The sequence below is a fragment of the Arthrobacter sp. NPDC055585 genome, from assembly GCF_053619115.1.
The window spans coordinates 152,993-177,648 of record NZ_JBSHIT010000008.1; the positions used below are offsets into that span (position 1 = coordinate 152,993).

Annotated in this window: 22 protein-coding genes and 1 riboswitch; of the genes, 10 read left to right on the forward strand and 12 right to left on the reverse strand. The window is 65.7% G+C overall.

What is annotated here, in order from left to right:
• Positions 1-47 precede the first annotated feature (47 nt).
• Entirely contained in the window at positions 48-1,349 is a 1,302-nt protein-coding gene (locus ACWGQ2_RS14465) for an MFS transporter (RefSeq protein ID WP_452018445.1), read from the forward strand.
• 22 nt (positions 1,350-1,371) lie between these two features.
• Here the strand turns inward: ACWGQ2_RS14465 and ACWGQ2_RS14470 are convergent, their stop codons facing one another.
• Genes ACWGQ2_RS14470 through ACWGQ2_RS14485 form a run of 4 tightly spaced genes read right to left on the reverse strand, consistent with a single transcriptional unit; the run spans position 1,372 to position 6,472 of the window.
• A complete protein-coding gene (locus ACWGQ2_RS14470) occupies positions 1,372-2,604 on the reverse strand; it encodes a M20 metallopeptidase family protein (protein WP_452018447.1) in 1,233 nt (410 codons plus the stop codon).
• A complete protein-coding gene (locus ACWGQ2_RS14475) occupies positions 2,601-3,746 on the reverse strand; it encodes an amidohydrolase family protein (protein ID WP_452018449.1) in 1,146 nt (381 codons plus the stop codon). Before ACWGQ2_RS14475 ends, ACWGQ2_RS14470 begins: the two co-directional genes overlap by 4 nt.
• Positions 3,736-5,055 carry a glutamine synthetase gene (locus ACWGQ2_RS14480; protein ID WP_452018451.1) on the reverse strand — a complete coding sequence of 440 codons (1,320 nt, stop codon included), beginning with the start codon at positions 5,053-5,055 and terminating at the stop codon, positions 3,736-3,738. The genes ACWGQ2_RS14475 and ACWGQ2_RS14480 overlap by 11 nt, the downstream gene beginning before the upstream one ends.
• Positions 5,048-6,472 carry an APC family permease gene (locus tag ACWGQ2_RS14485; RefSeq protein ID WP_452018453.1) on the reverse strand — a complete coding sequence of 475 codons (1,425 nt, stop codon included), beginning with the start codon at positions 6,470-6,472 and terminating at the stop codon, positions 5,048-5,050. Before ACWGQ2_RS14485 ends, ACWGQ2_RS14480 begins: the two co-directional genes overlap by 8 nt.
• A 122-nt stretch (positions 6,473-6,594) precedes the next feature.
• Between ACWGQ2_RS14485 and ACWGQ2_RS14490 the strand changes: the two genes are divergently transcribed.
• Entirely contained in the window at positions 6,595-7,509 is a 915-nt protein-coding gene (locus ACWGQ2_RS14490; protein WP_452018455.1) for a MurR/RpiR family transcriptional regulator, read from the forward strand.
• Here ACWGQ2_RS14490 and ACWGQ2_RS14495 read toward each other — a convergent pair.
• Complete coding sequence (locus ACWGQ2_RS14495) at positions 7,506-9,014, reverse strand: amino acid permease (RefSeq protein ID WP_452018457.1); 1,509 nt, start codon at positions 9,012-9,014, stop codon at positions 7,506-7,508. The genes ACWGQ2_RS14490 and ACWGQ2_RS14495 overlap by 4 nt on opposite strands.
• 184 nt (positions 9,015-9,198) lie before the next feature.
• Positions 9,199-10,224, reverse strand: a complete 1,026-nt coding sequence (locus ACWGQ2_RS14500) for a M14 family zinc carboxypeptidase (RefSeq protein ID WP_452018539.1) — start codon at positions 10,222-10,224, stop codon at positions 9,199-9,201.
• Between the two features lie 234 nt (positions 10,225-10,458).
• Between ACWGQ2_RS14500 and ACWGQ2_RS14505 the strand changes: the two genes are divergently transcribed.
• On the forward strand, positions 10,459-11,985 hold the full coding sequence (locus ACWGQ2_RS14505; protein WP_452018459.1) for an acetyl-CoA hydrolase/transferase family protein: 1,527 nt from the start codon (positions 10,459-10,461) through the stop codon (positions 11,983-11,985).
• A 235-nt stretch (positions 11,986-12,220) separates the two neighbouring features.
• Entirely contained in the window at positions 12,221-12,517 is a 297-nt protein-coding gene (locus ACWGQ2_RS14510; RefSeq protein WP_452018461.1) for a hypothetical protein, read from the forward strand.
• Here the strand turns inward: ACWGQ2_RS14510 and ACWGQ2_RS14515 are convergent.
• A complete protein-coding gene (locus tag ACWGQ2_RS14515) occupies positions 12,503-12,874 on the reverse strand; it encodes a DMT family transporter (protein WP_452018463.1) in 372 nt (123 codons plus the stop codon). The genes ACWGQ2_RS14510 and ACWGQ2_RS14515 overlap by 15 nt on opposite strands.
• Before the next feature lie 2 nt (positions 12,875-12,876).
• Positions 12,877-13,191: a DMT family transporter gene (locus ACWGQ2_RS14520; RefSeq protein ID WP_452018465.1), complete on the reverse strand. Its 315-nt coding sequence runs from the start codon at positions 13,189-13,191 to the stop codon at positions 12,877-12,879.
• 10 nt (positions 13,192-13,201) lie between these two features.
• Positions 13,202-13,269: riboswitch (guanidine-III (ykkC-III) riboswitch) on the reverse strand.
• 348 nt (positions 13,270-13,617) lie between these two features.
• Here ACWGQ2_RS14520 and uriH point away from each other — a divergent pair.
• From uriH to ACWGQ2_RS14535, 3 genes are read left to right on the forward strand one after another with little or no spacing between them, the layout of a single operon-like run.
• Positions 13,618-14,565: a uridine-preferring nucleoside hydrolase UriH gene (uriH, locus tag ACWGQ2_RS14525; protein ID WP_452018467.1), complete on the forward strand. Its 948-nt coding sequence runs from the start codon at positions 13,618-13,620 to the stop codon at positions 14,563-14,565.
• Positions 14,562-15,986, forward strand: coding sequence for a uridine transporter UriT (uriT, locus tag ACWGQ2_RS14530; RefSeq protein WP_452018469.1), 1,425 nt, complete (start codon positions 14,562-14,564; stop codon positions 15,984-15,986). The genes uriH and uriT overlap by 4 nt, the downstream gene beginning before the upstream one ends.
• A gap of 27 nt (positions 15,987-16,013) precedes the next feature.
• On the forward strand, positions 16,014-16,943 hold the full coding sequence (locus ACWGQ2_RS14535) for a ribokinase (RefSeq protein ID WP_452018471.1): 930 nt from the start codon (positions 16,014-16,016) through the stop codon (positions 16,941-16,943).
• Positions 16,944-17,011: 68 nt separating this feature from the next.
• On the opposite strand, the gene ACWGQ2_RS14540 is transcribed toward ACWGQ2_RS14535, so the two are convergent.
• Positions 17,012-18,793, reverse strand: a complete 1,782-nt coding sequence (locus ACWGQ2_RS14540; protein ID WP_452018473.1) for a BCCT family transporter — start codon at positions 18,791-18,793, stop codon at positions 17,012-17,014.
• A 201-nt stretch (positions 18,794-18,994) separates the two neighbouring features.
• Entirely contained in the window at positions 18,995-19,615 is a 621-nt protein-coding gene (locus ACWGQ2_RS14545) for a flavin reductase family protein (RefSeq protein WP_452018475.1), read from the reverse strand.
• A gap of 52 nt (positions 19,616-19,667) precedes the next feature.
• On the opposite strand from ACWGQ2_RS14545, the gene ACWGQ2_RS14550 reads away from it, so the two are divergent.
• The 3 genes from ACWGQ2_RS14550 (at position 19,668) to ACWGQ2_RS14560 (ending at position 21,245) form a co-directional block, all read left to right on the forward strand.
• On the forward strand, positions 19,668-19,997 hold the full coding sequence (locus ACWGQ2_RS14550) for an antibiotic biosynthesis monooxygenase family protein (RefSeq protein WP_452018477.1): 330 nt from the start codon (positions 19,668-19,670) through the stop codon (positions 19,995-19,997).
• Between the two features lie 100 nt (positions 19,998-20,097).
• Positions 20,098-20,325, forward strand: a complete 228-nt coding sequence (locus tag ACWGQ2_RS14555) for a hexameric tyrosine-coordinated heme protein (RefSeq protein WP_452018479.1) — start codon at positions 20,098-20,100, stop codon at positions 20,323-20,325.
• 107 nt (positions 20,326-20,432) lie between these two features.
• A complete protein-coding gene (locus tag ACWGQ2_RS14560; RefSeq protein ID WP_452018481.1) occupies positions 20,433-21,245 on the forward strand; it encodes a hypothetical protein in 813 nt (270 codons plus the stop codon).
• On the opposite strand, the gene ACWGQ2_RS14565 is transcribed toward ACWGQ2_RS14560, so the two are convergent.
• Together ACWGQ2_RS14565 and ACWGQ2_RS14570 are read right to left on the reverse strand one after the other, a co-directional pair.
• Complete coding sequence (locus tag ACWGQ2_RS14565; protein WP_452018483.1) at positions 21,208-22,677, reverse strand: FAD-binding oxidoreductase; 1,470 nt, start codon at positions 22,675-22,677, stop codon at positions 21,208-21,210. The two genes, ACWGQ2_RS14560 and ACWGQ2_RS14565, sit on opposite strands and share 38 nt — an antisense overlap.
• Positions 22,678-22,795: 118 nt before the next feature.
• Entirely contained in the window at positions 22,796-24,580 is a 1,785-nt protein-coding gene (locus ACWGQ2_RS14570; protein WP_452018485.1) for an NAD(P)/FAD-dependent oxidoreductase, read from the reverse strand.
• Positions 24,581-24,656: the final 76 nt, after the last annotated feature.

The following is a 24,656-nucleotide window of genomic DNA, read 5'->3' on the forward strand; positions in this document are numbered from 1 at the left end:
GCATACACAGGCAACAATGGTCTGTGTCGTCCCAGGAGAGGAAAATCTTGCGCACCACCCCCGGCCCCGGCCTGTTGTTTGTGCTGGTCTGCGCCATGGCGGCCGGACCGGTCATGAACTACGGGATCTCCGCCACCAGCACGCTGATCATGGCTGACCTGGGCATCAGCGAAGCCCAGTTCGGGCTGCTTGCCGCAACCTGCTTTGCCAGTGCAGCGCTGTCCTCGATGTCCCTGGGCAGGCTGAGCGACCGGATCAGCGCCCGTTCCCAGATGCTCATCATCTTCGGCGGCACTGCCCTGGCCCTGATCCTGATGGCGGTGTCCGTGAACTACGCGTGGCTGCTAGCGGCCGTTTTGCTCGCGGGGCCCGCACAGGCCATCTGCAACCCCACAACCAACCGGATCATCATCCACGCGGTGCCGCCGGGAAAGCGGCCGGGCTGGATGGGCGTCAAGCAGTCCGGGGTCCAGGCCAGCCAGCTGTTCTCCAGCCTGTTTTTCCCGGCCGCAGCCCTGTTCGCCGGCTGGCGGGGTGCCGCCGTCGGTGCAGCCCTGGTCCTGGGGCTGCTGCTGGCCTACTCCTGGCAGCGGCTGCCTGCCGAACCCCGGACCAGGACGCAGCCTGCAGCAAAAGACCCCCGCACCAAACGCGGTTTCCCGTCCGCCGTGTGGCTGCTGGCCGCATTCGCGCTCTTCTCCGGGGCCGGCATGCAGGCAACCAACGTCTACCTGCCGCTGTTTGCCCAGCGGGAGCTTGGATTCTCGCTGCTGCTCGCCGGAGCAACAGCGGCTGCGGCCGGCGTCGTCGGGGTGGCCTCCCGGATCCTGTGGGGCCGCCGGATGGCAGAGGGCGTGCAGGCGTCAACTCTGCTGCTGACCCTCGCCGCCGGGGCGATCTGCGGTGCAGCGCTGCTGCTGGCCGCCGGAGAGACCGGGGTGCCGGCACTGCTCTGGGCCGGGGTGCTGTTCCACGGGGCGTCCGTCCTGGGCGTGAATGTAGTGGTGATGGCCGGCGTCCTGCGCGAAGTGCCGAAGGAACGCGTCGGTGCGGCCTCCGGCGCCGTGTCGCTGGGCATGTACGCAGGGTTCGCCTCCGGGCCGCTGGTGATGGGTCTGCTGCTGCAGTTCTCCGGAGGCTTCCTGGACGGCTGGATCTTCATCGGCGGCGCTTATCTGGTCTGTGTCGCGGTGGGCCTGGCCCTGCGCCGGCTCGGGACGGACGGGCGCAGCGGATCCGCTCCTCACTCCTCACGCAAGGCACCGGGTCAGGGCGGTGAGAGCCGCGAAGGGGATGATGGACCCGGAAGGGCAGCTGCCGGCGCGTCCGGGCCCACCCAGCCGGAATAGCGGTCCTTCCCCGAACGCGGCTCTATCCGGAGAGCTCCTGGACTGCTGCGACGTACAGGGAGACCAGTGTCCTGGCGCAATCCTCCACCGCGCTGTCCGGCGGCAGGAACGACGCCGAGTGCAGGGGACTCTGCGGAGCCGGCTCAGGACTGCGGACACCAAGAAACGCCATGACTCCCGGGACGGTCTCGGTGAAGAACGAGAAGTCATCGGCACCGCAGCTGCGCAGCGGTTCCGCCGATGCCAGGCCCTGACGGCCCAGCCAGGGTTCCGCCCGGGAGGACAGTGCGCCGTCGTTGCGCAGGACCGGCTCTCCCACCGTGATGCTTACTTCGGCGCTCGCGCCGAAGGCCTGGGCGGTGTGCTCCGCGCACCGGCGAAGAGCCTGGTGCAGCAAATGCTGCTCATGCTTGTCCATGGTCCGCAGGGTGCCGCGGATCAGCGCGTGGTCCGGGATGACGTTGGACGCAGTGCCTGTCTTCAGTTCACCGACAGTCAAGGCTGCCGGGCTGACCGGACTCACGGTGTTCCGGATCAGGTCATATGCGGACAGGCAGATCCGGGCAGCCACAGGCACCGGATCAACGCTCGAATGGGGGTAGGCGCCGTGCCCGCCGCGGCCGCGCACCACAATCTCGAACTCGTCAGCGGCGGCGTTGATGGCTCCGCTGCCCGTTGCCACGGCACCTTCCGGGATGCCGGGATGGACGTGGACGGCCAGCACTGAGGCTACGTTCTCCCGCGACAGGACGCCGTCGTTGATGACGTCGAGGGCCCCGGACGGGTAGGTCTCTTCCCTGGGCTGGGCGATGGCCGTCAGCGCGAACGGCAGTTCGACGCGGGCTGCGGCGCGGACAAATGCGGCAAAGGCAGCCTGATGCACATCGTGGCCGCAGGCATGCATGGCACCGTTGACGGACGCGAAGGGAACCTTGTTCTCCTCGGTCAGCGGGAGGCCGTCGAGCTCGGTCCGGACGGCAATTGAGGGTCCGTCCGCCGGACCGGTCCGCAGGTAGAAACCGGTGGATGCGACCTTGGTGACGGGCAGGCCGATGAAGCTGCCCAGCTTGTCTGCCGCGGGCTGTTCCTGTCCTGACAGGCAGGGAGCTGCGTGCAGCTCATGGCGCAGGTCTACCGCCGCCGGCAGTTCCCGCTCCAGCGCCGTGTTCAGCTGGGCGAAGAGCTCCGCTGCGGTCCTGTCCGCATGCTCCGTGTCCGGCATGCCTTCCGACACCAGGCTGCCGTCGGAGATCACCGCGGCTCCAGACCGTAGGCTCGTTCGGCATTGACGTGGCCAATCAGGTGCGCCACACGTTCGGCGTCCTCCAGCGACCATTCGCCGTCGTCCACCCAGCGTCCCACCACCCGGTCAAAGCCCCGGCGGAACAGGTGAGCCCCCAGGAAGTAGAGCTCGGGAAGCCCGAAAGCATCGGTGGAGAACACGGTCTTGTGGAATGGGGTCAGTTCAAGGGATTCAGCAATGACTGCGTCTGACCGGCTTCCGGTGTAGTTCACTGCAAGGCCCACATCCGCGTAGACGTGCGGGAAGACGTGTGCCAGATAACCGGCTTCACGCTGGAACGGATAGCAGTGCAGCAGCATGACCGGCACGCCCCGGGTGCGCACGGCGCGCAGCCAGGCGGTCATGTTCAGTGGATTGCAGCGGTGCAGGTCAACATCCGCGTCACCGTACCCGACGTGGAACTGGATGGGTTTGCCCAGATCCACGGCAGCCCACAGCAGATGGCGCAGCAGGACCGGGTGGTCCATGCGCGGTTCCTCTCCCGCGGAGGACAGCCATTGCGCGGCGGCGGCCTCAACGTCCCGGTCACTGGGCCGTTCGGGGTCAAAGTCCAGTCCGTAACGGTAGGCAATGATGGACTTTACGCCAACTGCGCCGAGGGAACGTTCCGTGAGGGCGGCGGCGAAATCGGCGGCAAAACTGCCCGGGTCGGTTCCCGCTGCGGCAACTTCCTCGGCGATGCGCTCCAGACGGACCACCTCCCCGTGCCCGGCGCCGGCCAGCGCAGCGGTTTGGGCAGGAGTGGTGATTTCATCCCCGCGGTAACCGGTCTCAACGAGGACGGTGTCCAGCCCGGCGGCTGTGAGCAGCAGGGAATTGACCTTTTCAGCGCCCAGCTCGGTGCGGCGTTCGAGGTACTCCCCGGGGGCAGCGTGGGGTTTCAGGCCCAGTACGGGAGCGCACCAGCGGCGGACGGCGAAGCCCAGCTGGGTGTCGAAGAACGTGGTGCCCGCGGGCCCGGGCCAGCTCGATTCGGTGGCCAGGTCCTCGAATTCTGCACGCTGCAGGGGCCGTGCCATTACTCCGTGGCAATGATGGTCGATGAGCGGGGCGCCGAACATGCCCTGCACCTGGCTGGGTTCGTTAGTAGACACCGGCGTACCTCCTGCACTTCTCAGCCTCTGAGAGGCCAACGAGCTGATTGATTTCGTCGCGCTTGATGGCACGGTGGATGTCCATCAGATCCGGCGCAAACCAGCTGCGCACGGTGGAATCCGCTTCCAGTGCTTCAAGGGCCTCTGCCAGCGAGGAGGGAAGGTCGCTGACGCCCGCGGCACCGCGTTCTTCCTCGCTGAGCTCCTCCACATCCCGGTCCACGACCACGGGCGTCGGCAGGCCCGCACGAATGCCCTCCAGGCCCGCACGGATCAGGGCTCCCATGGTCAGCCAGGGGTTTCCGGCAGCATCTCCTGCCCGGAACTCCAGGTTGAACTGCGGGGCGATCTCCTTGCCCGCCATATCGATAGTGGGGCAGACGCGCAGCATCGCTTCGCGGTTCCGTTCCCCCAGGAAAGCCTGGGCAGCTGACCAGCGGTGCGGTGAAAGGCGGAGGTAGGAGACATCGCTCGGAGAGGTGAGGGCTACGAGTGCCGAAGTGTGGCGAAGGATCCCCGCTGCGAATGACCCGGCCGCTTTGGAGAGCCTTCCGGAAAGAGCCGGATCGTAGGTGACCGGTGTTCCGTCGGCGTCGCGCAGGCTCAGGTGCACGTGGGCCCCGTTCCCTGAGCCTTCGGCGTCGACCAGCGGCGAAAAAGATGCCCGGCGCCCGGTGGAGCGGGCGTAGTCGCGGACAATGTCCCGCAGCAGCACGGCGCGGTCAGCAGCGGCCAGGGCACCGGTGGCTCCCACCGTCAGCTCCCATTGGTGGGTGCCGTATTCAGGCAGCCAGTTTTCCGGATCCAGCCCGGCGTCGAAGAGGATCTGCATCAGTTCCGTGCCCATGGGCTCCACGCTGCGCAGGGCCTGATACGAGAAGGGGGCCTCCGGTGCGTCCTCGGAGAGCAGCATAAACTCATGCTCAAACGCGGCGTGGATGCTGAGGCCGGTTTCGGACTTGAGATCCTCAATGGCCTGCCGCAGAAAAGTCCGCGGGCAGCATTCCCAGGGCGAACCGTCCGTATGCGTAATGTCTGCCAGGACCACGTTGACCGGCGGCTGGTTGGGAATCCCGGCTATGCGGGTCATGGTGGCTGCATCGGGGATCAGACGCAGATCACCGATGGACCCGAACGCGATGCCGTCCACGATGTGGCCGAACGGTCCAATTCCGATGTTGGCCGGAACCCAGCCGCACCCCGTTTCCAGATCCAGATCGCCCATTCTCATGGCACGTCCCCTGGTGATGGCGCTGAGGTCGTTGGTTGCGATGAAGACGAGTTCATCGTCCCGGGTTGATTCAGGCATGTGAGTCCTCCTCGATGAGCCGTTCGCCGATGCGCCGGGCCAAAGCAGGGGCGGCGATGACGATTCCGGCGCCGATGAGGCACCAGGCCCCGGCGATGGCCGGGAAGTAGGAATACGGTGCCACCTGGTCCACGGACTGGACTACAAAGACGAACACCAGGTAGGCGATGCCGATGACGGGAAGGATGAGCTCCCAGCGCGGGATTGCACCCTTGCCGGAGAAGATGTGCGCGGCCACGCCGACTGTTGTGGTTGCGTACGCCACGAGCAGGCACAGAACGGCGATGGTTGCGTACCAGTAGTACGCATCAAAGGCGCCGACGCCGCCGATCCAGAGCAGGACGGTCAGTACGGCTGCGGTGGCGGTTACGGCTGCCACAGCGCGGCGCGGAATACCGGTTCCGGGGTGGACTGCGGCGAGAGACCTGGGCCCGAAGCCGTCCCGGGAGAGAGCGAAGACCATTCGGGATGCCGCAGCCGTGGAGCTGAGTGTTGAGGCGAAAGCGACCATAAAGGCGGCGAAGGCCAGCAGCAGGGCGTACTCACGGCTGATGTACATGCTGGCCAGTTCGGTCAGGGAGGACGAGGAAGCGGCGAAGGCCCCGGCGCCTTCCGTGCTGGCCCCGAAACCGACCTGCTGGCTGAACATCATAAAGACGTAGATCAAACCGCAGCCGATGACCGATCCGCCCAGGGCCAGCGGAATGGCCTTGCGGGGGTTCGACGTTTCCTCGCCGAGCGAGGCGCAGGACTCGAATCCAGCCCAGGAGAGGAAAGCGAAGACGGATGCCGTGAGGAGAGTGGAAAGGGGAACATCGCCGGGGAGCAGCAGGGAGAGATCAACGGAGGTTTCCACCGGGGCTGCGCCTGTGGCTGCCTTGACCAGGATTACTCCGCCCAGGATCAGCATCAGGAGGACGCCGAACCCGCCAATGGCAGTGAGGAGGCGGGCCGTGAAGCGTGATTCGCGGAAGTTTGCCGCCACTGCCAGTGCTGCAGCGGCCAGGGCAGCGATGACCCAGGGGAAGCCGGCGGCGTTGGGGTTCCATGCCGTCATCCAGGCCTCAAGGAAGACGGCACAGGCGGCGAGGGTGCAGGCTGCGAAGGTGACGTACGTTCCCAGCAGCGCGAAGCCGCCGAAGAAGCCGGCCCGCGGTCCAATGGTCCGTCCTGCCAGCGCGTACACGGACCCGGCATGGTTAAAGCGCCTGGTCAGCCGGACAAAGCCATATGCCACAAACGCTGTTCCGGCAAAGGCGAGGATGAAGACAAAGCTCACCGATGTGCCAACCAGGCCGGCGACGCCGATGCCGTTCAGGGACATGGCCAGCAGCGGCGCCATAAATCCGACGGACAGGGCTGCGGCCTCCCAGGAGCGGAGTTTCCTCGCGGTTTTCTGTTGCGTCGCTTGGGGCATGATCGGTCCTTATCAGTGGGAGGAATCAGCCGGGGCCGTGTAGCTCGTCGCCGACCAGCAAGGGTTCCGTTATATGCATTTCATGATTGTCGGGTCAAGGGTTGGTCTGTAATGTTCATGTCATGAAAGTTCATGGTGCGGACGAGTCTCCGGTGGCGCGCAGGATCTCCGAGGCGCTGTCCAGCTCCACTCCTTCCGGCAGGCGGATCGCCCGCGAACTGCTGAACGACTACCCCAGGGCCGGACTGGAAAGTGCTGCCAGACTGGCGGCCCGTTCCGGCGTAAGCACCCCAAGCGTCATCCGGTTTGTCTCCTCGCTGGGTTATGCGGGTTATCCGGAATTCCAGGACCGGCTTCGTTCCGAGCTGGCACATCGGCATGTTTCAGCCCTGGAACAGTTCGGCGGAAAAACACATGAGGGGCGGGGCGCCGGTTCCCTGGACGATGCTGGCAGGATCCTCGCCGGGTCAGTCCAGGAGGCCTTCGACGTCCTCCCCGCCAAAGCCTTTGACGAGGCGGTTAACCTGCTGGCCCGGCCTGACCGCCGGATCTCCGTGATCGGAGGCAGGTTCAGCGGGTTCCTGGCCGGATATCTCGCCGTCCACCTGGGCCTCATGCGGCCGCACGTCGATGCCGTGCCGGACCAGAGCCTGGCGCGGGCAGGCCGGTCCCTGGACCTGGACCAGGACGACGTGCTTGTGGTCTACGATTTTCGCCGCTACGAAGACGCCACGGTCGAATTCGCCCGGCGGGCAGCGAGGCAGGGCGCAACACTCATTCTGGTTACCGACCACTGGCTCTCACCGCTGGCGGCAGATGCGGCAGTCACTCTGCCCGCCCCAGTGGAATCCACTGTTCCCTTCGATTCCCTGACGCCCGCCATGGCTGTCACGGAGGCGCTGATCGCTGCACTGGCTTCCGTCCTGGGGGAGACTGCACGGGACCGGCTGGCAGCAGCCGAAGCGGCTTACCCCATTGACCGGGAGAGCTTGAATGAAACACCGCAGGGCGGGCCAGCCGGTCCTGCGTCCGCTTAGCCCGCGGTGCCCGGCCCCGGCTCCGGCGACGGCGACGGTGGTGGAGGCGACCCCGTGCCGCCCGCGTTGCGCTGGGCGTGCCGCGGACTGTCGGGGTTCAGCAGCGAGTGCTTCCGGCTGTAGAACCAGTACACCACCATTCCGATGACCAGCCAGATTCCGAAGCGGAGCCAGGTTTCCCAGTGCAGTTGGGAGATAAGGAACGCGGAGGCCAGGACGCCGAATGCGGGAACCCACGGCATCAGCGGCAGGCGGAACTCCCGCGGTGCATCAGGCTGGGTCCGCCGCAGTACGATCACCGCGATGCAGACCACCACAAACGCGGCCAGGATGCCGATGTTGGTCAGGTCCGCCACGGCCCGGATCGGGAAGAACCCAGCGAGCAGGGCGGAGACGCCGCCGGCAATCCAGGTAACCCGCTGCGGGGTGCCGTTGGAGTCCGTGCCGGAGAACCATTTTGGCAGCAGTCCGTCGCGGCTCATCGAGAACCAGACCCGGGTCACGCCCAGCAGGAAGGTGAGCATCACGGTCAGGATGGACAGGACGGCGAAGGCGGAGATCACGGTGGCGATGACCGGCAGGCCGACGTTCTGGAACGCGGAGGCGAATCCCGCCGTCGGGCTGATCTCGGTCCAGTTCTGCATGCCGGTGAGGACCAGCGTGGCCAGGATGTAGAGCACCATCGCGACGCCGAGGGAGAGCAGGATCGCCTTGGGCATGTGTTTCTTGCCGTCCTTGGCTTCCTCCGCAGCGGTGCTCATGGCGTCGTAGCCGAACACCGCGAAGAACACGGTGGCAGCCCCGGTGAACACGGCGCCGAAGCCATTGGGCAGGAACGGTGTGTAGTTGGACGTGTTGATGAAGAAGATGCCCAGGCCAATGATGAACAGGATCAGCAGGACCTTCAGGCCCACGGCCACCAGTTCAAAGCGGCCGAACGTCTTGGTGCCCCGGCTGAGGATAAACGTGATGAACAGGCAGACCACCAGCGCCGGCAGGTTGACCAGGCCGCCTTCCACTACGTCGCCGGTGCCCTGTATCCACACCGGTACGTCCAGCCCGATTCCGGCCATGAATTCCGTGAAGTACCCGGAAATGCCAATGGCGACGACGGCGACAATCGCCGTGTATTCCAGCAGCAGGTCCCAGCCGATGAACCAGCCGATGATCTCCCCAAGGGCCACGTATCCGTAGGTGTACGCGGATCCGGCGCGCGGAACCATCCCGGCGAACTCGGCGTAGGAGAGTGCAGCCGCGGCGCTCGCCAGCCCCGCGATCAGGAAGGAAATCAGTACCGCCGGACCCACGCCTTCGGCGTCGGGCCCTCCGTTGGCCACCAGCCCGGCGAGGGTAAAGATGCCGATGCCGATGATGCCGCCGACGCCGATGGCGGTCAGCTGCCACAGGCCCAGGCTCTTGAACAGTTTGGTGCCGGTGGTTTCGTCTTCGGTCTCCTCGATCGGCTTGCGCCGGAAGGCCGAGGTCCCCTTTTCTGCCGCGGACATAAGGGCTCCTTGAGCTCATGGACGGTGGTGCTGCAGGAAGTATCTGCCCCGCAGGCCCCCGCCGGAAGTCCCTGCGCTTTTTTCGCGCCGGCTGTCCCGGAACCCGTTCCGGCCGCGGCGCTGGAAAAGGCGCAGCCCTGGTGGGCCGCGCCTTTCCAGTTCCGGAGCCTGGGCCCCGCGGTGGCTACTCGCTGGGGCGGGTGGTCTGCTCGGCGAGGGTGTCCCAGAGGGAGGTGTCGGTGGTTTCGATCGAGCCGTCCGCGATGGCCCGGGCGGTGGCATCCAGGGTGGTCACGGTCTGCTTGATCAGGTAGCCGTTGCTCTTCTGTCCCAGGACGGCGGACGAGTTGGTGTTGTCCGACATGCCGCGCATCTCGAACAGCAGGGTGGAGATCCCGTATTCAACCGCGATGCCGTTGCGGCTGATGGTTTCCGCCGAGCCGCCCACGTAGCGGCCCAGGTGCCCCCAGCCGGTGGGATCGATCGCGTTGAACACCACGGCGCCGAGCTGCTTGGAGCCCTCGACCACCTCAGGGGAGGCGTTCGGCGTCGTCGGGTAGAGGATTGAACCCGAGACCAGCTCGCCGTCGCGCTCGCTTTGGGTGCCCTGGTGATGCAGGTCGATCATGTAGTCGATGTTGTAGGCGCGCATCACGTTGTTGTGCAGGGCCTGGGTTTCAGGCTGGATCTTCGCGACGTGGTCCCGGTTCAGGTCTGTGCCGGTGGCATTGGCACGGGTTAGGGTCCGGCCGCTGGCGATGTAGCCGTCGAGGGGGAAATCGACGTCTCCCATGGCGCCGTCCGGGTTGAGCATCGGCACGATCAGGATGTTGACGCCGTCGAGCACACCCTTGGTCTTGCCGGTGCCCAGGTGCTTGACGAATTCCAGGGCCCCTTCGGTGGTGAGCTGTTCGTTGCCGTGCTGCTGGGTCAGGTAGAGGATGGTGGGGTTGGACGGGTCGCTGATGTACTTCGCGAGGTAGAGGTCCCGGCCCTTGACGGACTGTCCGATCACTTCCAGCTCCATTGCCGGCTGCTTGGCGTCCTGTTTCTTCAGCTCGGCCACCATCTCGTCATAGGTGCGCAGAATCGAGGTATTGATGGTTTCGTTGCCGTTGTAGTTGGGCCCTTCGCCGACGGCGGCGGCGGGAACGGCGGTACCGGCGGCGAGCAGGGCTGCAATCGAGAGTGCGGCAGCGGTTTTCGGAATCCTCACGGGGGTCTCTCCTCAGCTAGAGCGGGGTGCGGTGAGAGCAGTGAATCCGGACAGAATGGATGTGTCAATCAATGGGCCCCTAGTCTGGTTTTTTCGCTGAGTTGCGTATATAAGCCCACGTCAGACGGCGAATTATGCCGCGGGAGGGTCGGAGCCGGCGTCGGCCGAATGTGAGCTGGCGCTCAACCGCGGATAGGGTGGTTTGATTCGTTCTCTGAAAGGCCAGTTATGCGTGACCGTATTTCCCACCCCGGACTCTCCGAACTCGTTATGTCTGCGGAGCAGGCAGCGGCGATGATCAAACCGGGAATGACGGTCGCGATGAGCGGCTTCACAGGTGCCGGCTACCCGAAGGCCGTGCCGCAGGCGCTCGCTGCCCAGATGGAAGAAGCCCACCAGCGGGGCGAGGAATTCCAGATCAAGGTGCTGACCGGCGCCTCCACCGCTCCGGAGCTCGACGGCGTGCTGGCCAAGGCCGGCGGCATGGAACTGCGCCTGCCGTACCAGTCGGATCCCAACCTGCGGAAGCGGATTAACGACGGCGAACTCGAGTACATCGACATCCACCTGGGGCACGTGGCCCAGTACACCTGGTTCGGGTTCTACGGCCACATTGACCTGGCCGTGATCGAGGTGGTGGGGATCAACGAGGACGGCAGCCTGATCCCCTCATCCTCGGTGGGTAACAACAAAACCTGGATCGAGCAGGCGGACAAGATCATTCTCGAGGTCAACCGGCAGCAGCCGGAGGCCATGGACGGCATGCACGACGTCTACTACGGCACCGCCCTGCCGCCGCACCGCAAGCCGATCATGCTGGTCAACCCGGACGACCGGATCGGTGAGCCCTACCTGCGCCTGGACCCGGAGAAGGTCATCGCCGTCGTCGAAACCGACGCGCCGGACCGGATGACGCCGTTCGCGGCGCCGGACGAAACCTCGCAGCTGATCGCCGGGCACCTGCTGGACTTCTTTGAATTCGAGATCAAGGCAGGACGGCTCACCGACAAACTGCTGCCGCTGCAGTCGGGAGTGGGCAACATTGCCAACGCCGTGCTGGCCGGTCTCTCCACCGCGGGCTACACCGGGCTCACCGCGTACACCGAGGTGATTCAGGACGGCATGCTGGAACTGATCCGCGACGGCGTGATCCGGGTGGCGTCGGCTACCTCCTTCTCGCTGAGCCCGGCCGGGATCGAGGAGTTCAACTCCAACATTGAGTTCTACCGCAAGCGGATCATCCTGCGGACCCAGGAGATTTCAAACCATCCCGAGCTGATCCGCCGGCTGGGCTGCATCGCCATGAACGGCATGATCGAAGCGGACATCTACGGCAACGTGAACTCCACCCATGTGGGCGGCACGGCGATGATGAACGGCATTGGCGGCTCCGGGGACTTTGCCCGCAACGGTTTCCTCTCCGCCTTTATGTCCCCGAGCACGGCCAAGGGCGGAAAGATCTCCGGGATTGTTCCGATGGCATCCCACGTGGACCATACCGAGCACGACACCATGCTCATCATCACCGAACGCGGCCTGGCGGACCTGCGCGGACTGTCGCCGAAGCAGCGGGCCCGGATGATCATCGACAAGTGTGCGCACCCGGATTTCCAGCCGCTGCTGCAGGACTACTTTGACCGCGCCAGCCGCGAATCAGTAGGTAAGCACACCCCGCACCTGCTCGATGAGTCACTGGCCTTCCACCAGCGGTTTGTTGAGACCGGTACCAGCCTGCCCGACGCCGTCCGCAGCTAACTGCGCGGCTGCGCTCGGGGCCGGCGGTCTGCTGTGCCAGTCGAACCACGTTTCCCACGTTCTGTGAAGGTTGTTGCCTTATGGGGTCACGCCCTTAACAGCAGCAACAAAGTGTGGGAATCCGTGTGTGCCGGTGGGCTCCGGCCCGGCGCGGCCGAACGACACGATACTTGCCCTGCCCGCCGCTGGCTGTTTAGGTGAACCCCATCATCACGCAGCGATCCTAGGGGGAAACATGGCACCAGCACCAGCACCAGCACCAGCCGCAGCGGGCACGTCCCGGAAGACACTTCAGGCCGGCATCGTCTTGGGGATAGCCGGCCTGGTCTTCGCGCTTTCCACGAACCTGTTCATGCAGAATTTTGGGGCGCTCAACTACAACGGCGAGAACGGGCTCTTCGTTGTTCTGACGCAGCTCTATCTGCTGGCACCCGAAGCCTGCCTCTCCTTTTCCGCAGCCTTCATCGCGGCAGCCCTGGTGATGCGGCACCTCGACGTCACCAGACGCGCATCTGAATCAGGCGTCGGCTGACTTTTCGGCGGGCCCCGAGACGGGTTCGGAAACCGGAGCGGGCTTGTCCACGAACTTCAGGCCGATCACGCAGCCGATAATCCCGGCCAGGAACAGCACCTTCAGCACTCCGGGTTCCTCGGTGCCGGTGAACATGGCCCAGGCTACGGTCAGCACGGCACCCAGCCCGGTCCAAACGGCGTAGGCGGTGCTGATGGGAATGCGTTTCATGGCGTAGCCCAGGCCTGCCATGGACACGGCTGCGGCCGCCACAAAGATGATCGACGGCGCCAGGACGGTAAAGCCGTTGGAAGCCTCCAGCGCGGTGGCCCAAACGGCTTCAAGGACGGCGCTGAGCAGAAGAATGATCCACGCCATGGCTAGGCCACCAGCTTCAGGCCAATAACGCAGCCGACGATTCCCATCAGCAGCACCACCTTGATCACAGTGGCCTTTTCGCCGCCGAACACCATGGCGTAACCGGCGGTGAGCACGGCACCGATTCCCACCCAGACGGCATAAGCGGTGCCCACGGGGATGGACAGCATGGCCCAGGCCAGACCCGCCATGCTGGCGGCGAGGGCCACGGCAAACACAATGGTGGGAAGGGGTTTCCTGAAGTTGTTCGACTTCCCCAGCGCTGTAGCCCACACGGCTTCAAGCATTCCGGAGGTAATGAGGACAACCCATGACATGGCTAGCTCCTTTGGCCAGTCTTGTCGCGTGCCGGGTACTGAACCGTCGTCCGGGGGCCGGAGTGTTCACGGCCCTGCCACCTAAGGTAGCAAATCCGGACGTTCCGTGCCGCGGGCCCGCCACAGGTGCTGCGGGCAAAGGATAAGCACCTGCCGCCAGAGGGCCAAATCAGCCTTCGGTCCGGGATGGACCGGATTTCGACGGCGGCAAATCCGGCTCCCGCGCGCGGATATCGTTGAATCCGGTTCCTGCCCAAAACGGGCCATCGACGCCGCCGGATTTCCTCATCGAACGAGTCCGGCAGCGCCGGGACATAACCGACAGCCGGGCGACTGCAGGTCAGTCAAAACGCGGTTGCAGCGGCGGGAACCTGCGGCGCCGGGACGCGTGCCCGGAGCCTGGAACCTCAACGAAGCGGAGATGCAATGCCCCACAAAATCATCCTGGACTGCGATCCTGGCCACGATGATGCGGTCGCCCTGCTGCTGGCACACGGCAGCCCGGATATCGACCTTCTCGCAGTGACCACCGTCGTCGGAAACCAGACCCTGGAGAAGGTGACACGCAACGCGCTGGCGATTGCCCGTGTCGCAAATATCACAGGCGTTCCGTTTGCTGCAGGCTGCGACCGGCCCCTGGTGCGCACCATCGAAAACGCACCGGACATCCACGGCGAATCCGGCATGGACGGCCCCGTGCTGCCTGAACCCACCGTGGAACTGGACCCGCGCCACGCCGTGGACCTGATCATCGACACCGTGATGGCCCACGAGCCGGGCACGGTCACGCTGGTCCCCACCGGAGGGCTGACCAACATCGCCCTGGCCGTGCGCAAGGAACCGCGCCTGGCTGAGCGGGTCAAGGAAGTTGTCCTGATGGGCGGCGGCTACCACGTGGGCAACTGGTCCGCCGTGGCCGAGTTCAACATCAAGATCGACCCCGAAGCCGCGCACATCGTGTTTAACGAGAAGTGGCCGCTGACCATGGTTGGCCTGGACCTGACCCACCAGGCGCTGGCAACGGACGAGGTAGCCGAGCGCATCGCCGCGGTGGGCACCAAACCGGCCAAGTTCGTGGGCGAGCTGCTTGAATTCTTCGGCCACACCTACAAGGACGCACAGGGCTTCGACTTCCCGCCCGTGCACGATCCCTGCGCCGTCGCCTACGTGATCGACCCATCGGTCATGACCACCCAGCGCGTGCCGCTGGACGTTGAGCTGACCGGCACTCTGACCCTGGGCATGACGGTCGCCGACTTCCGTGCCCCCGCGCCGGCCGACTGCACCACCTCCGTGGCCATGGAACTGGACCAGGAGAAGTTCTGGGGTCTCGTCGTCGACGCCCTCGAGCGGATCGGCGAGGTGGACCTGTGAGCGCCACCGCCCAGCGCCGCGTCAATGTAGGCGCGCTGATGGCGGCACTGCTGGCCGCCTGCGTGGCGTTCCAGCTCAACGCCTCCATGCTCTCCCCGGCCCTGGTCACCATCGAAGAAGAACTGAACACCACCTCTGCTGCCGTTGGCCTGACGCAGACGGCGTTCTTCACCGCAGCCGCGCTGTTCTCCCTGTTCCTGCCCCGTCTGGGTGACATCATCGGCCGCAAGAAGGTCCTGACCGGCATGCTGGTGGTCCTGACCATTGGTTCCGTGGTTGCCGCGCTCGCCCCGAGTATCGAGGTCCTCTTTATCGCCCGCCTGATCCAGGGTGTCTCCGGTCCCGTTGTGCCGCTGACCCTGATCATGCTGCGCGTGGAGATCCGCGACGCCAAGCTCTACGGCACCCTGATGGGTGTCATCACCGCAGTCAACGGCGGCATTGCCGGCGTCGACGCCATTGCCGGAGGCTACCTGGCTCAGAACCACGGCTTCGCCTCCGTGTTCTGGGCCATGGCCGCCGTCGGCGCCGTCGCCACCGCCCTGCTGCTCTTCCTGGCCCCGGAATCCCGGGCCGAGAAGAAGGAAAAGATGGACTGGGTGGGCGTTGTCCCGCTGGTCATTTCCGTGGGCACCCTGCTCACCGCCTTCAACGAGGCAGGCAAGCTGGCGGACGCCAACTGGCCGCTGGTGATCGGCCTGATCGTCGTTGCGGTGGCTGCCTTCGCCGTGTTCTGGAAGGTGGAAAACCGCACCGAGCAGCCGCTGGTTGCCACCTACCACCTCAAGCAGCGCTCCACCTGGGCCCTGCTGCTGACCACCCTGCTGACCATGACCGGCGTCTTCGCCGTGATGAACGGCATCATCCCCGCCCTGGCGCAGGACGGCGTAATCGGCTTTGGCATGGGCGCCGAGGAATCCGCCTGGTGGACCCTCACACCGTATGCCCTCGCCGGCCTGATCGTCGGCCCGATCGCCGGCCGCCTGGCCGCCACATGGGGCTACGGCAAGGTGCTGCGCATCGGCATGATCGGCTCCGTGATCGGCCTGACCCTGGTGCTGCTGGTGGTCGGCAGCGACTCCAAGCTGAGCCTGCTGGGCGTCTCCCTGCTGATCGGCATCACCTACGCCGGCATCGGCAACATCATGCTCAACGGCCTGGGCATTGTGCTCTCGCCCAAGGAGAACCCGGGCTTCCTGCCCGGCCTGAACGCCGGTGCGTTCAACCTGGGCGCAGGACTGAGCTTCGCCGTCATCTACGCAGTGAAGACGGCCACCACACCGGCCGACGGCGGCGCCGGAGGCTACTACGGCGGTATTGTTGCCGGTCTGGTCATCCTGGTGCTGGCCCTGGCCGCATCCTTCCTCATCCCCAAGCCAGTGAGCGCCGAAGTGGCTGATGCCGCCCCGGCCGAACGCTGAGCCGACAGTTCCCAAGGAGAATCCCGCATGCCTGCCGGAAAAGTAGTAGTTGTAGGGTCGCTGAACGCTGACCTGACTGTGCGCACTGAGCGTTTCCCCTCGCCGGGGGAGACCCTCAACGGATCGGAACTGGTGATCGTCCCGGGCGGCAAGAGCGCCAACCAGGCGGCCGCCGCGGCGATCCTCGGGGCAGATGTGCGGCTGTTTGGTGCCGTAGGCGCAGACGGGCACGGAGACCTGCTGCTGGAGGCAGCTGCCGCTGCCGGTGTGGACGCGTCCCGCGTGCTGCGCCGCTCCGGCACCGCCACCGGAACCGCCATGATCGTGGTGGACGCCGCCGGGGAGAACACCATCATCGTCTCCCCGGGCGCCAACGGCACGGTGACCGGCGGTGAGCTGCCGGCAGACCTGTTCGACGGCGCCGCCGTCCTCACGCTGAGCCTGGAGGTTCCGCTGGAAGCGGTTACGGCTGCTGCGCAGGCAGGGCACGACGCCGGTGCGCAGGTCCTGCTGAACCTCTCCCCCTACCGGGAAGTTCCCGCGGAGCTGCTCGAGCTCACCGACGTACTGCTGCTCAACGCGCATGAGGCCGCGCTGGTGACCGGCCTGGCTGATCCGGCGGCGGACTGGGAAGCGGTCATTGCTGCCCTGGCCGCACTGGGCGTGCGCCGGACCATCATCACCCTGGGCGGGGACGGCGCCGTCGTGCTGGACGGAACTGCCGACGGCGAGGAACGGGTGATTGCTGTGGCACCTACCAAGGTGAATGCCGTGGATACCACCGGCTGCGGTGACGCCTTCACGGCGGCCACTGCTGCGCGTCTGGCGTCGGGGGATTCATTGGCGGACGCAGCCCGGTTCGCTGCCCGTGCCGGCGCTTTGGCAGCCACCCGGGAGGGTGCGCAGTCTTCCTACCCGGTGCTGCGGGACCTGCTGGAACAGGACGCACTGAGCTAAGGCCCGGTACTAAAGCAAAGAGGCCCCGCACCAGCAGGTGCGGGGCCTCTTGTATGCCTGGGGAGCAGCTAAGACTTTTGGTCTTTCTGCGCTGCGGCCCGCCGGCGGAACTGTTTCTTGACGGCGGCGTCCACATGGCCGGCCATCTGGTCCTCATACTGTTCCTGCATGCTGTCCTGGACGTGCTCCGTCACGTGCGCGGTCAGCTGGTCACGGGCAAGCTTGCGCTGGGCCCGCATCAGGTTGGCATGCTCCTGGTGGAATGCCTTGGCCGTGGCAACGCACATCAGCAGGATCACCACGCTGAACGGCACAGCGGTCAGGATAGCCGCTGTCTGGATTGCTTCCAGGCCGTTGGCGAGCAGCAGGGCAATGGCCACCGCCGCGGCGGACAGGGCCCAGAAGATCCGGATCCAGTTCTTCGGTTCCACATCGCCGCCGGTGGAGAGCATGCCGGTGACCAGTGCACCGGAGTCGGCCGAGGTGATGAAGAAGATCGCGATCAGTACGATCGCGCCGATGGTCAGCGCTGCGCCGCCGGGCAGGCCGCCCAGCATGCCGAACAGCGAACCTTCCGTGTCCACGGCGCCGTCGGCGCCCACCAGTCCGCCGTCGCCGAACAGCTCACGGTGAATGGCGGTGCCGCCCAGAACGGAGAACCAGAGGAACCCGACGATGCTGGGAACGAGGAGGACGCCGGCAACGAACTGCCGGACGGTGCGTCCCTTGGATACGCGGGCAATGAAGATGCCTACGAACGGTGCCCAGGAAATCCACCAGCCCCAGTAGAAGGTGGTCCACGCTGCCTGCCATGCTTCACCCTCAGCGCCGGAGAATGCCAGCGTATTGAAGGTCAGGCCAATGACGTTCTGCAGGTAGTTGCCGATGGACTGTACGAATTCACGCAGCAGGAACAGGGTGGGCCCGGCAAAGAGGACAAACAGCAGCAGGGCGCCGGCCAGCATCAGGTTGATGTTGGAGAGCCACTTCATGCCCTTGCCAACGCCTGAAACCAGGGAGGCGATGGTGAGCATGGTGATACCCAGGATCAGGCCGATCTGCGTCATCTGCGTGGCCTGCGCAATGTTGGCTTCTTCCAGCCCGGCCGAAATCTGCAGCACGCCAAGACCCAGGGAGGTAGCCACACCGAACAGGGTTCCCACGAGGGCAACGACGTCGATCAGGTTGCCCCAGCCGCCGGAGACCCGGCGCGTGCCCAGCAGCGGTTCCAGCGTCCAGCGGATGGAGATCGGACGGCCGCGGCGGTGGACGGCGTAGGCAATGGAGACGCCGACGACGACGTAGATCGCCCACGCGTGCAGGCCCCAGTGCAGGTACGTCTGGGTCAGGGCCTGCTGGGCCAGCTGGATCGGGGTGCCCTCGACGCCTGGACGGGGTGAGGCAAAATGGTTTAGCGGTTCGGCAACACCGAAGAACACCAGGCCAATGCCCATGCCCGCCGCGAAGAGCAGCGAGAACCAGGAACGGACCGAGAATTCCGGCTCGTCATCGTCCTTGCCCAGCTTGATGTCTCCGTAGCGGCTCAGACCGATCCAGAGCGAAAACGCAACGAACACGGCGATGGCCGCCACGTAGTACCAGCCGAACCAGCGGATGACGTTGCTCTGCACGGAGTTGAACATTTCCGTAGCGGTGCCGGGAAACAGGATGGCGAAGGCCGCGAAGACCACAATGATGGCTGCAGAGGGCCAGAACACCCAGCGGGCGATTCCGTTGCCGGCTTGGACGGGGGCCGCGGGAGGCTCCCGGTCCACCTCATTCGGGGATTCGTTCCCCGTCTTTAATGCTTTGGTGTCTTCCTCGGTACCAGCGCCTTGTGTGGCGGTCATTCCCAGTTTCTCCTCCTGCGCTTTTACCAAGCGCTTCAGACTTTCTCTGGCGGATGCTCTTGCTGCGGCGACTTACACCGTCTATAAGCCTACTGAGTTACCAGAGGGTACAGAAACCAGGTCCGCTTTCTGACTAGGGAGCACGCATCCGGCAGGTGAGGAGAATCGCGGCCGCGGCTGCGGCCGGGGCCTTGCCGGCGGCTAACTGGCCCGGTAGTGGCCCGGCCATTCGTCTGCCGGAATGCGGCTGATTTCCCGGACCTCGCCGACGGTTCCCCATTCGTTCAGGCCCAGCCGGGAGAGCGGGCGCAGTGCCTCAATGCGCGGGTGCGAATCGGCGTCGAGCGTGTCCGTGCGGACGGCGGCGCGGGTGATTTCGCCATAAACCACAAAGCAGTCGCCCACGGGATGGATCTCATAGAGCCGGCATTCGAGGGTCACCGGTGAGCCCGCGACCCGCGGCGGACGCACGGTGGCGCTGGGCTCGGAGGTGATCCCGGCGGCGTCGAACTCGCTGACCTCAGCGGCGAAACCGGTCCCGGTGGCATTCACGGCCTCGAACATATCCTCCGGAGCGAGGCTGATGACGAACTCGCCCGTGTCCCGGATGTTGCGCAGCGAGTCCTTCTCACCCACGGATGTGAAGGAAACTATCGGCGGATTGACCGAGGCGATGGTGAAGAAGGAATGGGGAGCCAGGTTCTCCACGCCGTCTGCTGCTACCGAGGACACCCAGGCGATGGGCCGGGGCACCACCACGGAGGTGAGCAGGCGGTAGAAGCTGCGGCCGCCCATTTCGGCGGGGTCGAAATCCGTTCTCATGCTGTTGAGCTTAGTCTCGTTTGCCCACCGCCCCGGTAGCGATAATGGGTGCATGAGCATCATCAAAATCAATGCGATCACCGTTCCTGCAGACTCCGGCGACGAACTGGCCCGCCGCTTCGCCGCCCGTGCCGGAGCCGTGGACAACCAGGACGGGTTTGAGGGCTTCGAGCTCCTGCAGCCCACGGACGAAAGGACAACCTGGCTGGTCATTACGCGCTGGCGTGATGAGAAGTCTTTCCAGGACTGGGTCGCCTCCAAGAACTTCGGTCACGGACATGGACACGGCGAGGGAGCCGACGCCGAGCGCCGCAAGCCGGTGGGTGTCAGTGCTGAGTTGTGGAGCTACCGGCCGGCAGGCGGGAGCACCCCGGAGGCGTAGCCGCCGGTACGAATCTCCGGGCCGGCGTTCCCAAATGCCGGCCCGGCTGGAATCGTGGAAGAGGGGTTTGTTGGCAGACCTACACGAAACCAGGTGCAGCATGGAACTGATTCCGGGAAACACCCTTCTGACCGCTTCGCCGGAGGAGGGCCGCAAACTGGCCCTGGAACTGGCGCTGCACAGCATTTATGCCATCCAGCCGGATGAGAAGGTCCTCAGGGCGGGCCGGGACGTGTACACAACGGACCCGGAAGAGCTGATCGCTTCCTCGCACGTGGTGGCCATCGAGTTCGCCACGATTGCAGCGGCGAACAACTACTGGCGCTAGCCTGACGGCAGTGCCCCGCGCGGCGGCACGGCACGCTGACCCCACCCAGTAGGATTGTGGGCACCGGCTGGATCCAGGCAGGTTTCGGCTCGCATCCACGGGGGATCTTGAGCAGCGTTCGGCCAGAGGAAAACGGGAGCACTAAAAAGCGCAGTTCGCGCATCATTGCCATTGCGGTGGCCGTCGTAGCCCTGGCTTTCGCGGCAGCGGCACTCTTCGTGGCGCTGCGGCCGGATGGTTCCGCCGCGGAGAAAGCGGAGGCTATTCCCACGCCGTCCGCCGCGCAGGCTGAAGATACGCCGGAACCGGGACAGCCTGCCGAAACGCCGGCGGCGTCGGCAGAACCGGAAACTCCTCCCGTGCCGGAATACGTGAGCTACACGACCTCAGACGGCATGCTGCAGTTCGATCATCCTGCCGGATGGACCGTCCGTCCGCTCTTCTCTCCGGCGAAGGACGTTCATCCCCAGGCCCTTGAGGCTGTGGAGGTCATCAACGCGGACGGGCAGACCATGGGCGAGCTGATCACCGGGGTCGTTACCGGATTCGTCGCGCTGCCGGGAGTCCCCTACATCGAGTTTGACTACGAGCCGATCGCCGGCCTGGAAGACAAGGAACCCGGGCGAGGAGAAGCACCGGCATTCGTGTTCCATGGGCTCGATCAGGCTGCCGGCTTCGAAGCTGACATGGCCGTTACCGGGTGGGGCCGCCAGGCTGCCCCGCAATCAGCTGTTCTCCCGCACGGATTTGAGTACATTCCCGGCACGAGCGGCGCATTCTTCAACCGGCCCCTCAGCACACAGACAATTCTTCCCGTAGATCCCGCCCTCACCGGAGCCCCCCGGTTGCAGGCCTACATGCAGACGGAGGAATACCAGGACGTCAAGGCGATGATGATGTCCCTCCGCTTCCTTCGCTAGGCACGGTACCGGGGGCGATGTTGTGGTTGCGCCGGAACAGGTTGCCCGGATCGACTGCCCGTTTCAGCGCGGAGAGCCGGGCAAGCTTTTCGCCTGAGTACACGCTCGGTGCGGCTGAGGCAGGATCTTCGGCTACCATAAAGTTCACGTACTGGCCTCCGCCGCTGAAGGGATCTGCGTCCGCCGCCACTGCGCGGACAAACGCGGTGTGGTGCGCGTCGTCGGCCGGGTCGGTCCAGAAGCCGTAGACATTCAGCCAGTAGCGCGCGTCGCGGTCCGGGAACGACGTCGCTTGCTCCGGAATCCGGCCGAACGCGCCGCCCATGTGGTGCAGGTCGAACCCGGTGCCCCGCCACGACTGCTCCCGCGCCCGCCGGGCCAGGACATCGATCAGCCCGGCGTCCAGCGCGTTGAAGGACGTGTTTTTCCAGTAGGCACGCGAACCGTCCGGAAACAGGCCATCCACGGCGGACTGCCAGTCCAGCCACGGCACCGGCTGCACCAGTTCGGCATCCGGGGCGGCCAGGTCCCGCAGCCGGTCCACCACGGCGGCGGCCGTCTCCTGGTCCTCTCCGGCCCAGGCGAAGCCCACGGCCATGATCGGGTCATCTCCCTGCTCCCATTCCGGCGGCGGCACCAGGAAGGACACGATGGTGGTGAGCTCGTCCGGTACGTCCGCGCTCCACGCCGAGAAGGCGTGCAGCGCGTTCTCGAAGCGGTCCGCCGTGTAGATGAGGTTGCCGCTGTAGACCTCCTGCGGCAGCGGCCATGCCTGGAAGGTCAGCGAGGTGACGACGCCGAAGTTCCCGCCGCCGCCGCGCAGCCCCCAGAACAGTTCCGGTTCCGTTTCGGCCGAGGCATGGACGGCGGTGCCGTCCGCGAGCACGACGTCGGCGCCCAGGATGTTGTCCACGCTCAGTCCGTGCGAGCGGGTCAGCCACCCCACACCGCCGCCCAGCGCCAGGCCGGCGACTCCGGTGCGCGATACGACGCCCAGCGGAACGGCCAGCCCGAACGGCGCCGTCGCCAGGTCGATGTCGCCCAATGTTGCGCCGCCGCCGGCCGTCACGGTTTGCGCAACCGGATCGACTTCCACGCTGCGCAGTCCGCCGACGTCGAGCACCAGGCCGCCGTCCACGGTTCCGTTGCCTGCCACGTTGTGCCCGCCGCCGCGCACGGCCAGCGGCAGCCCGGTCCGGCGCGCAAACGCCAGGACGGGTGCGACGTCGGCGGGAGCGAGTGCCCGGACGACCGCAGCCGGCTGCACGTCCACCATCCCGTTCCAAACCCGGCGCCCGGTGTCATACGCCGGGTCCCCGGGCAGCGTCACGGTCCCGGTGATGGCGTCTGCCAGTGCGGGGTAGAGGCTGTCCGCAGGCTGCGGCCAGGGAACTGCAGGGGCCGCTGAAGCTGATGCCGGGTTGCTCGTCATGGTCCACCGCCTGGGGACAAGCCCGGCCGTCCGGACCGGGACGGGAAAGCACCAAGGAGGGTCTGTTCCCATTCTTGGCCCGGCCCGGGCCCGGTTCAATGCCTTCCCTAAACCATGTCTAGCGGCTGTGGTGCACCTCCTGCAGTCCGTACACCGGAGTGGGCAGGCCTTCCATCCGTGCCTTCAGCTGCAGGGCCAGGAAGATCGAGTAGTGCCGGCTCTGGTGCAGGTTCCCGCCGTGGATCCAGAGGTTCTCCACGTTGGTGGGCTTCCACATGTTCCTCAGCTCGCCCTCCCACGGTCCCGGGTCCTTGGTGGTGCCGGAGCCGTAGCCCCAGCATTTGCCCACCTGGTCGGCAACCTCAGGGGAGATCAGGTCCGCTAGCCAGTTGTTCATCGACCCGTAGCCGGTGGCATAGACGATGATGTCTGCCTCCAGCTCCGTGCCGTCGTCGAGCACCGCCGCGTTGCCCGTGAGCTTGGCGACCTGGCCCTGCTTAAGCTTCACCCGCCCGTCGATAATCAGCTGGGATGCGCCGACGTCGATGTAGTAGCCGGAGCCGCGCCGCAGGTACTTCAGGAACAGGCCCGATCCGTCTTCACCGAAGTCCAGGTTGAATCCGGCGTCGAGGAGCTGGTCGTAGAACCCGGCATCGTGCGCGGCGATCGTCTCGTAAATGGGGATCTGGGCGTCGGGCAGTATCCGGTAGGGGAGCGAGGCGAAGAGCATGTCCGCTTTCTCGGTGGTGGTTCCGGCGGCCAGCGCGCGTTCGGAGTAGAGGTCGCCCAGCGCGAACTCCATGAGCGAGTCGCTGCGGACAATGTGGGTGGAGGAGCGCTGCAGCATGGTCACGTCCGCGCCGTGTTCCCAGAGGTCCGCGGCGATGTCATGGGCGGAGTTATTGGACCCGATGATCAGGGCCTTCTTGCCGGTCTGGTCGCCGCCGCCGGGGTATTTGGAAGAGTGGTACTGCTCTCCCAGGAAGGCGTTGGCACCTTCGAACTCCGGGACGTTGGGGTAGCCGGAGACGCCCAGGGCGAAGACGAGCTGCTGCGGCCGGAGTGTCACGTCCTCGCCGCGGCGGCGGACCCGCAGTTCCCAGGTGCCGGCGTCGTCGTCGTATTCGGCGCCCAGGCACTCGGTGCCGGACCAGTAATCAAGTTCCATGATGGCGGTGTAGTGCTCCAGCCAGTCGCCGATCTTGTCCTTGGGCGCGAAGACCGGCCAGTCATCGGGGAACTTCAGGTAGGGGAGGTGGTCGTACCAGACAGGGTCATGCAGGGCGAGGGACTTGTACCGTTTGCGCCAGGAGTCTCCGGCGTTCTCATTCCGCTCGATCACGATGGTGGGAACGTTCAGCCGCCGCAGCCGAGCGGCCAGCCCGATGCCGCCCTGCCCGCCGCCCACGATCACGCAGTGCGGCTGGTCCTCGTAGCCCAGCCGGGCCTGACGCTCCTGCTTCTGTTCGAGCCAGGATTTCCGGCCGCGTTCCACCGTGTGCTCCACGCCCTTGGGACGGTTGGTGCCCTTCTGCTCCTCGAAGCCCTTCAGCTCCTGCATGGTGGTCAGCAGGGTCCACGCCTTGCCGTCCCGCAGCCGCAGGTGCCCCCATCCCCGGGCAGCTGCGGTCTCGAAGCGAATCCACGCTTCGGTCACGCCGTCTGCCTCCGACGCCGGTTCGGTGAGCTCCCAGCCGGCTGGCTGCACGTGGTCCAGGACGGCGTCGAGCATGTCGGTGATTTCCCTGCGGCCCTCCAGTGTCTTGAGGTTCCAGGTGAAGGAAACGAAGTCGCGCCAGAGGCCGTCTTCTTCGAACAGATCCGCGGCGGCTGGGGTGTTCCGTGTGGTCAGCGCGGTGTTGAAGGCGTCCAGCCAGGTTTCGACGGCGGCAGACTCACCCATGTCCCACTCCTTTGTGGTTGCGTTTTGAAGGTTCCAGTAAACGCCGCTAGGCCGCAGATAGGTAGGGGTCCAAACT

Excerpts from the sequence above, each read along its gene's own strand:
- ACWGQ2_RS14565 (WP_452018483.1), bottom strand. The coding sequence starts at position 22,677 with ATGACGAGCAACCCGGCATCAGCTTCAGCGGCCCCTGCAGTTCCCTGG.
- ACWGQ2_RS14570 (WP_452018485.1), bottom strand. The coding sequence starts at position 24,580 with ATGGGTGAGTCTGCCGCCGTCGAAACCTGGCTGGACGCCTTCAACACC.
- ACWGQ2_RS14540 (WP_452018473.1), bottom strand. The coding sequence starts at position 18,793 with ATGACCGCCACACAAGGCGCTGGTACCGAGGAAGACACCAAAGCATTA.
- ACWGQ2_RS14510 (WP_452018461.1), top strand. The coding sequence starts at position 12,221 with ATGGCACCAGCACCAGCACCAGCACCAGCCGCAGCGGGCACGTCCCGG.
- ACWGQ2_RS14490 (WP_452018455.1), top strand. The coding sequence starts at position 6,595 with ATGAAAGTTCATGGTGCGGACGAGTCTCCGGTGGCGCGCAGGATCTCC.
- ACWGQ2_RS14505 (WP_452018459.1), top strand. The coding sequence starts at position 10,459 with ATGCGTGACCGTATTTCCCACCCCGGACTCTCCGAACTCGTTATGTCT.
- ACWGQ2_RS14545 (WP_452018475.1), bottom strand. The coding sequence starts at position 19,615 with ATGAGAACGGATTTCGACCCCGCCGAAATGGGCGGCCGCAGCTTCTAC.
- ACWGQ2_RS14495 (WP_452018457.1), bottom strand. The coding sequence starts at position 9,014 with ATGTCCGCGGCAGAAAAGGGGACCTCGGCCTTCCGGCGCAAGCCGATC.
- ACWGQ2_RS14550 (WP_452018477.1), top strand. The coding sequence starts at position 19,668 with ATGAGCATCATCAAAATCAATGCGATCACCGTTCCTGCAGACTCCGGC.
- ACWGQ2_RS14520 (WP_452018465.1), bottom strand. The coding sequence starts at position 13,191 with ATGTCATGGGTTGTCCTCATTACCTCCGGAATGCTTGAAGCCGTGTGG.
- ACWGQ2_RS14515 (WP_452018463.1), bottom strand. The coding sequence starts at position 12,874 with ATGGCGTGGATCATTCTTCTGCTCAGCGCCGTCCTTGAAGCCGTTTGG.
- ACWGQ2_RS14485 (WP_452018453.1), bottom strand. The coding sequence starts at position 6,472 with ATGCCCCAAGCGACGCAACAGAAAACCGCGAGGAAACTCCGCTCCTGG.
- ACWGQ2_RS14535 (WP_452018471.1), top strand. The coding sequence starts at position 16,014 with ATGCCTGCCGGAAAAGTAGTAGTTGTAGGGTCGCTGAACGCTGACCTG.
- ACWGQ2_RS14555 (WP_452018479.1), top strand. The coding sequence starts at position 20,098 with ATGGAACTGATTCCGGGAAACACCCTTCTGACCGCTTCGCCGGAGGAG.
- ACWGQ2_RS14480 (WP_452018451.1), bottom strand. The coding sequence starts at position 5,055 with ATGCCTGAATCAACCCGGGACGATGAACTCGTCTTCATCGCAACCAAC.
- uriH (WP_452018467.1), top strand. The coding sequence starts at position 13,618 with ATGCCCCACAAAATCATCCTGGACTGCGATCCTGGCCACGATGATGCG.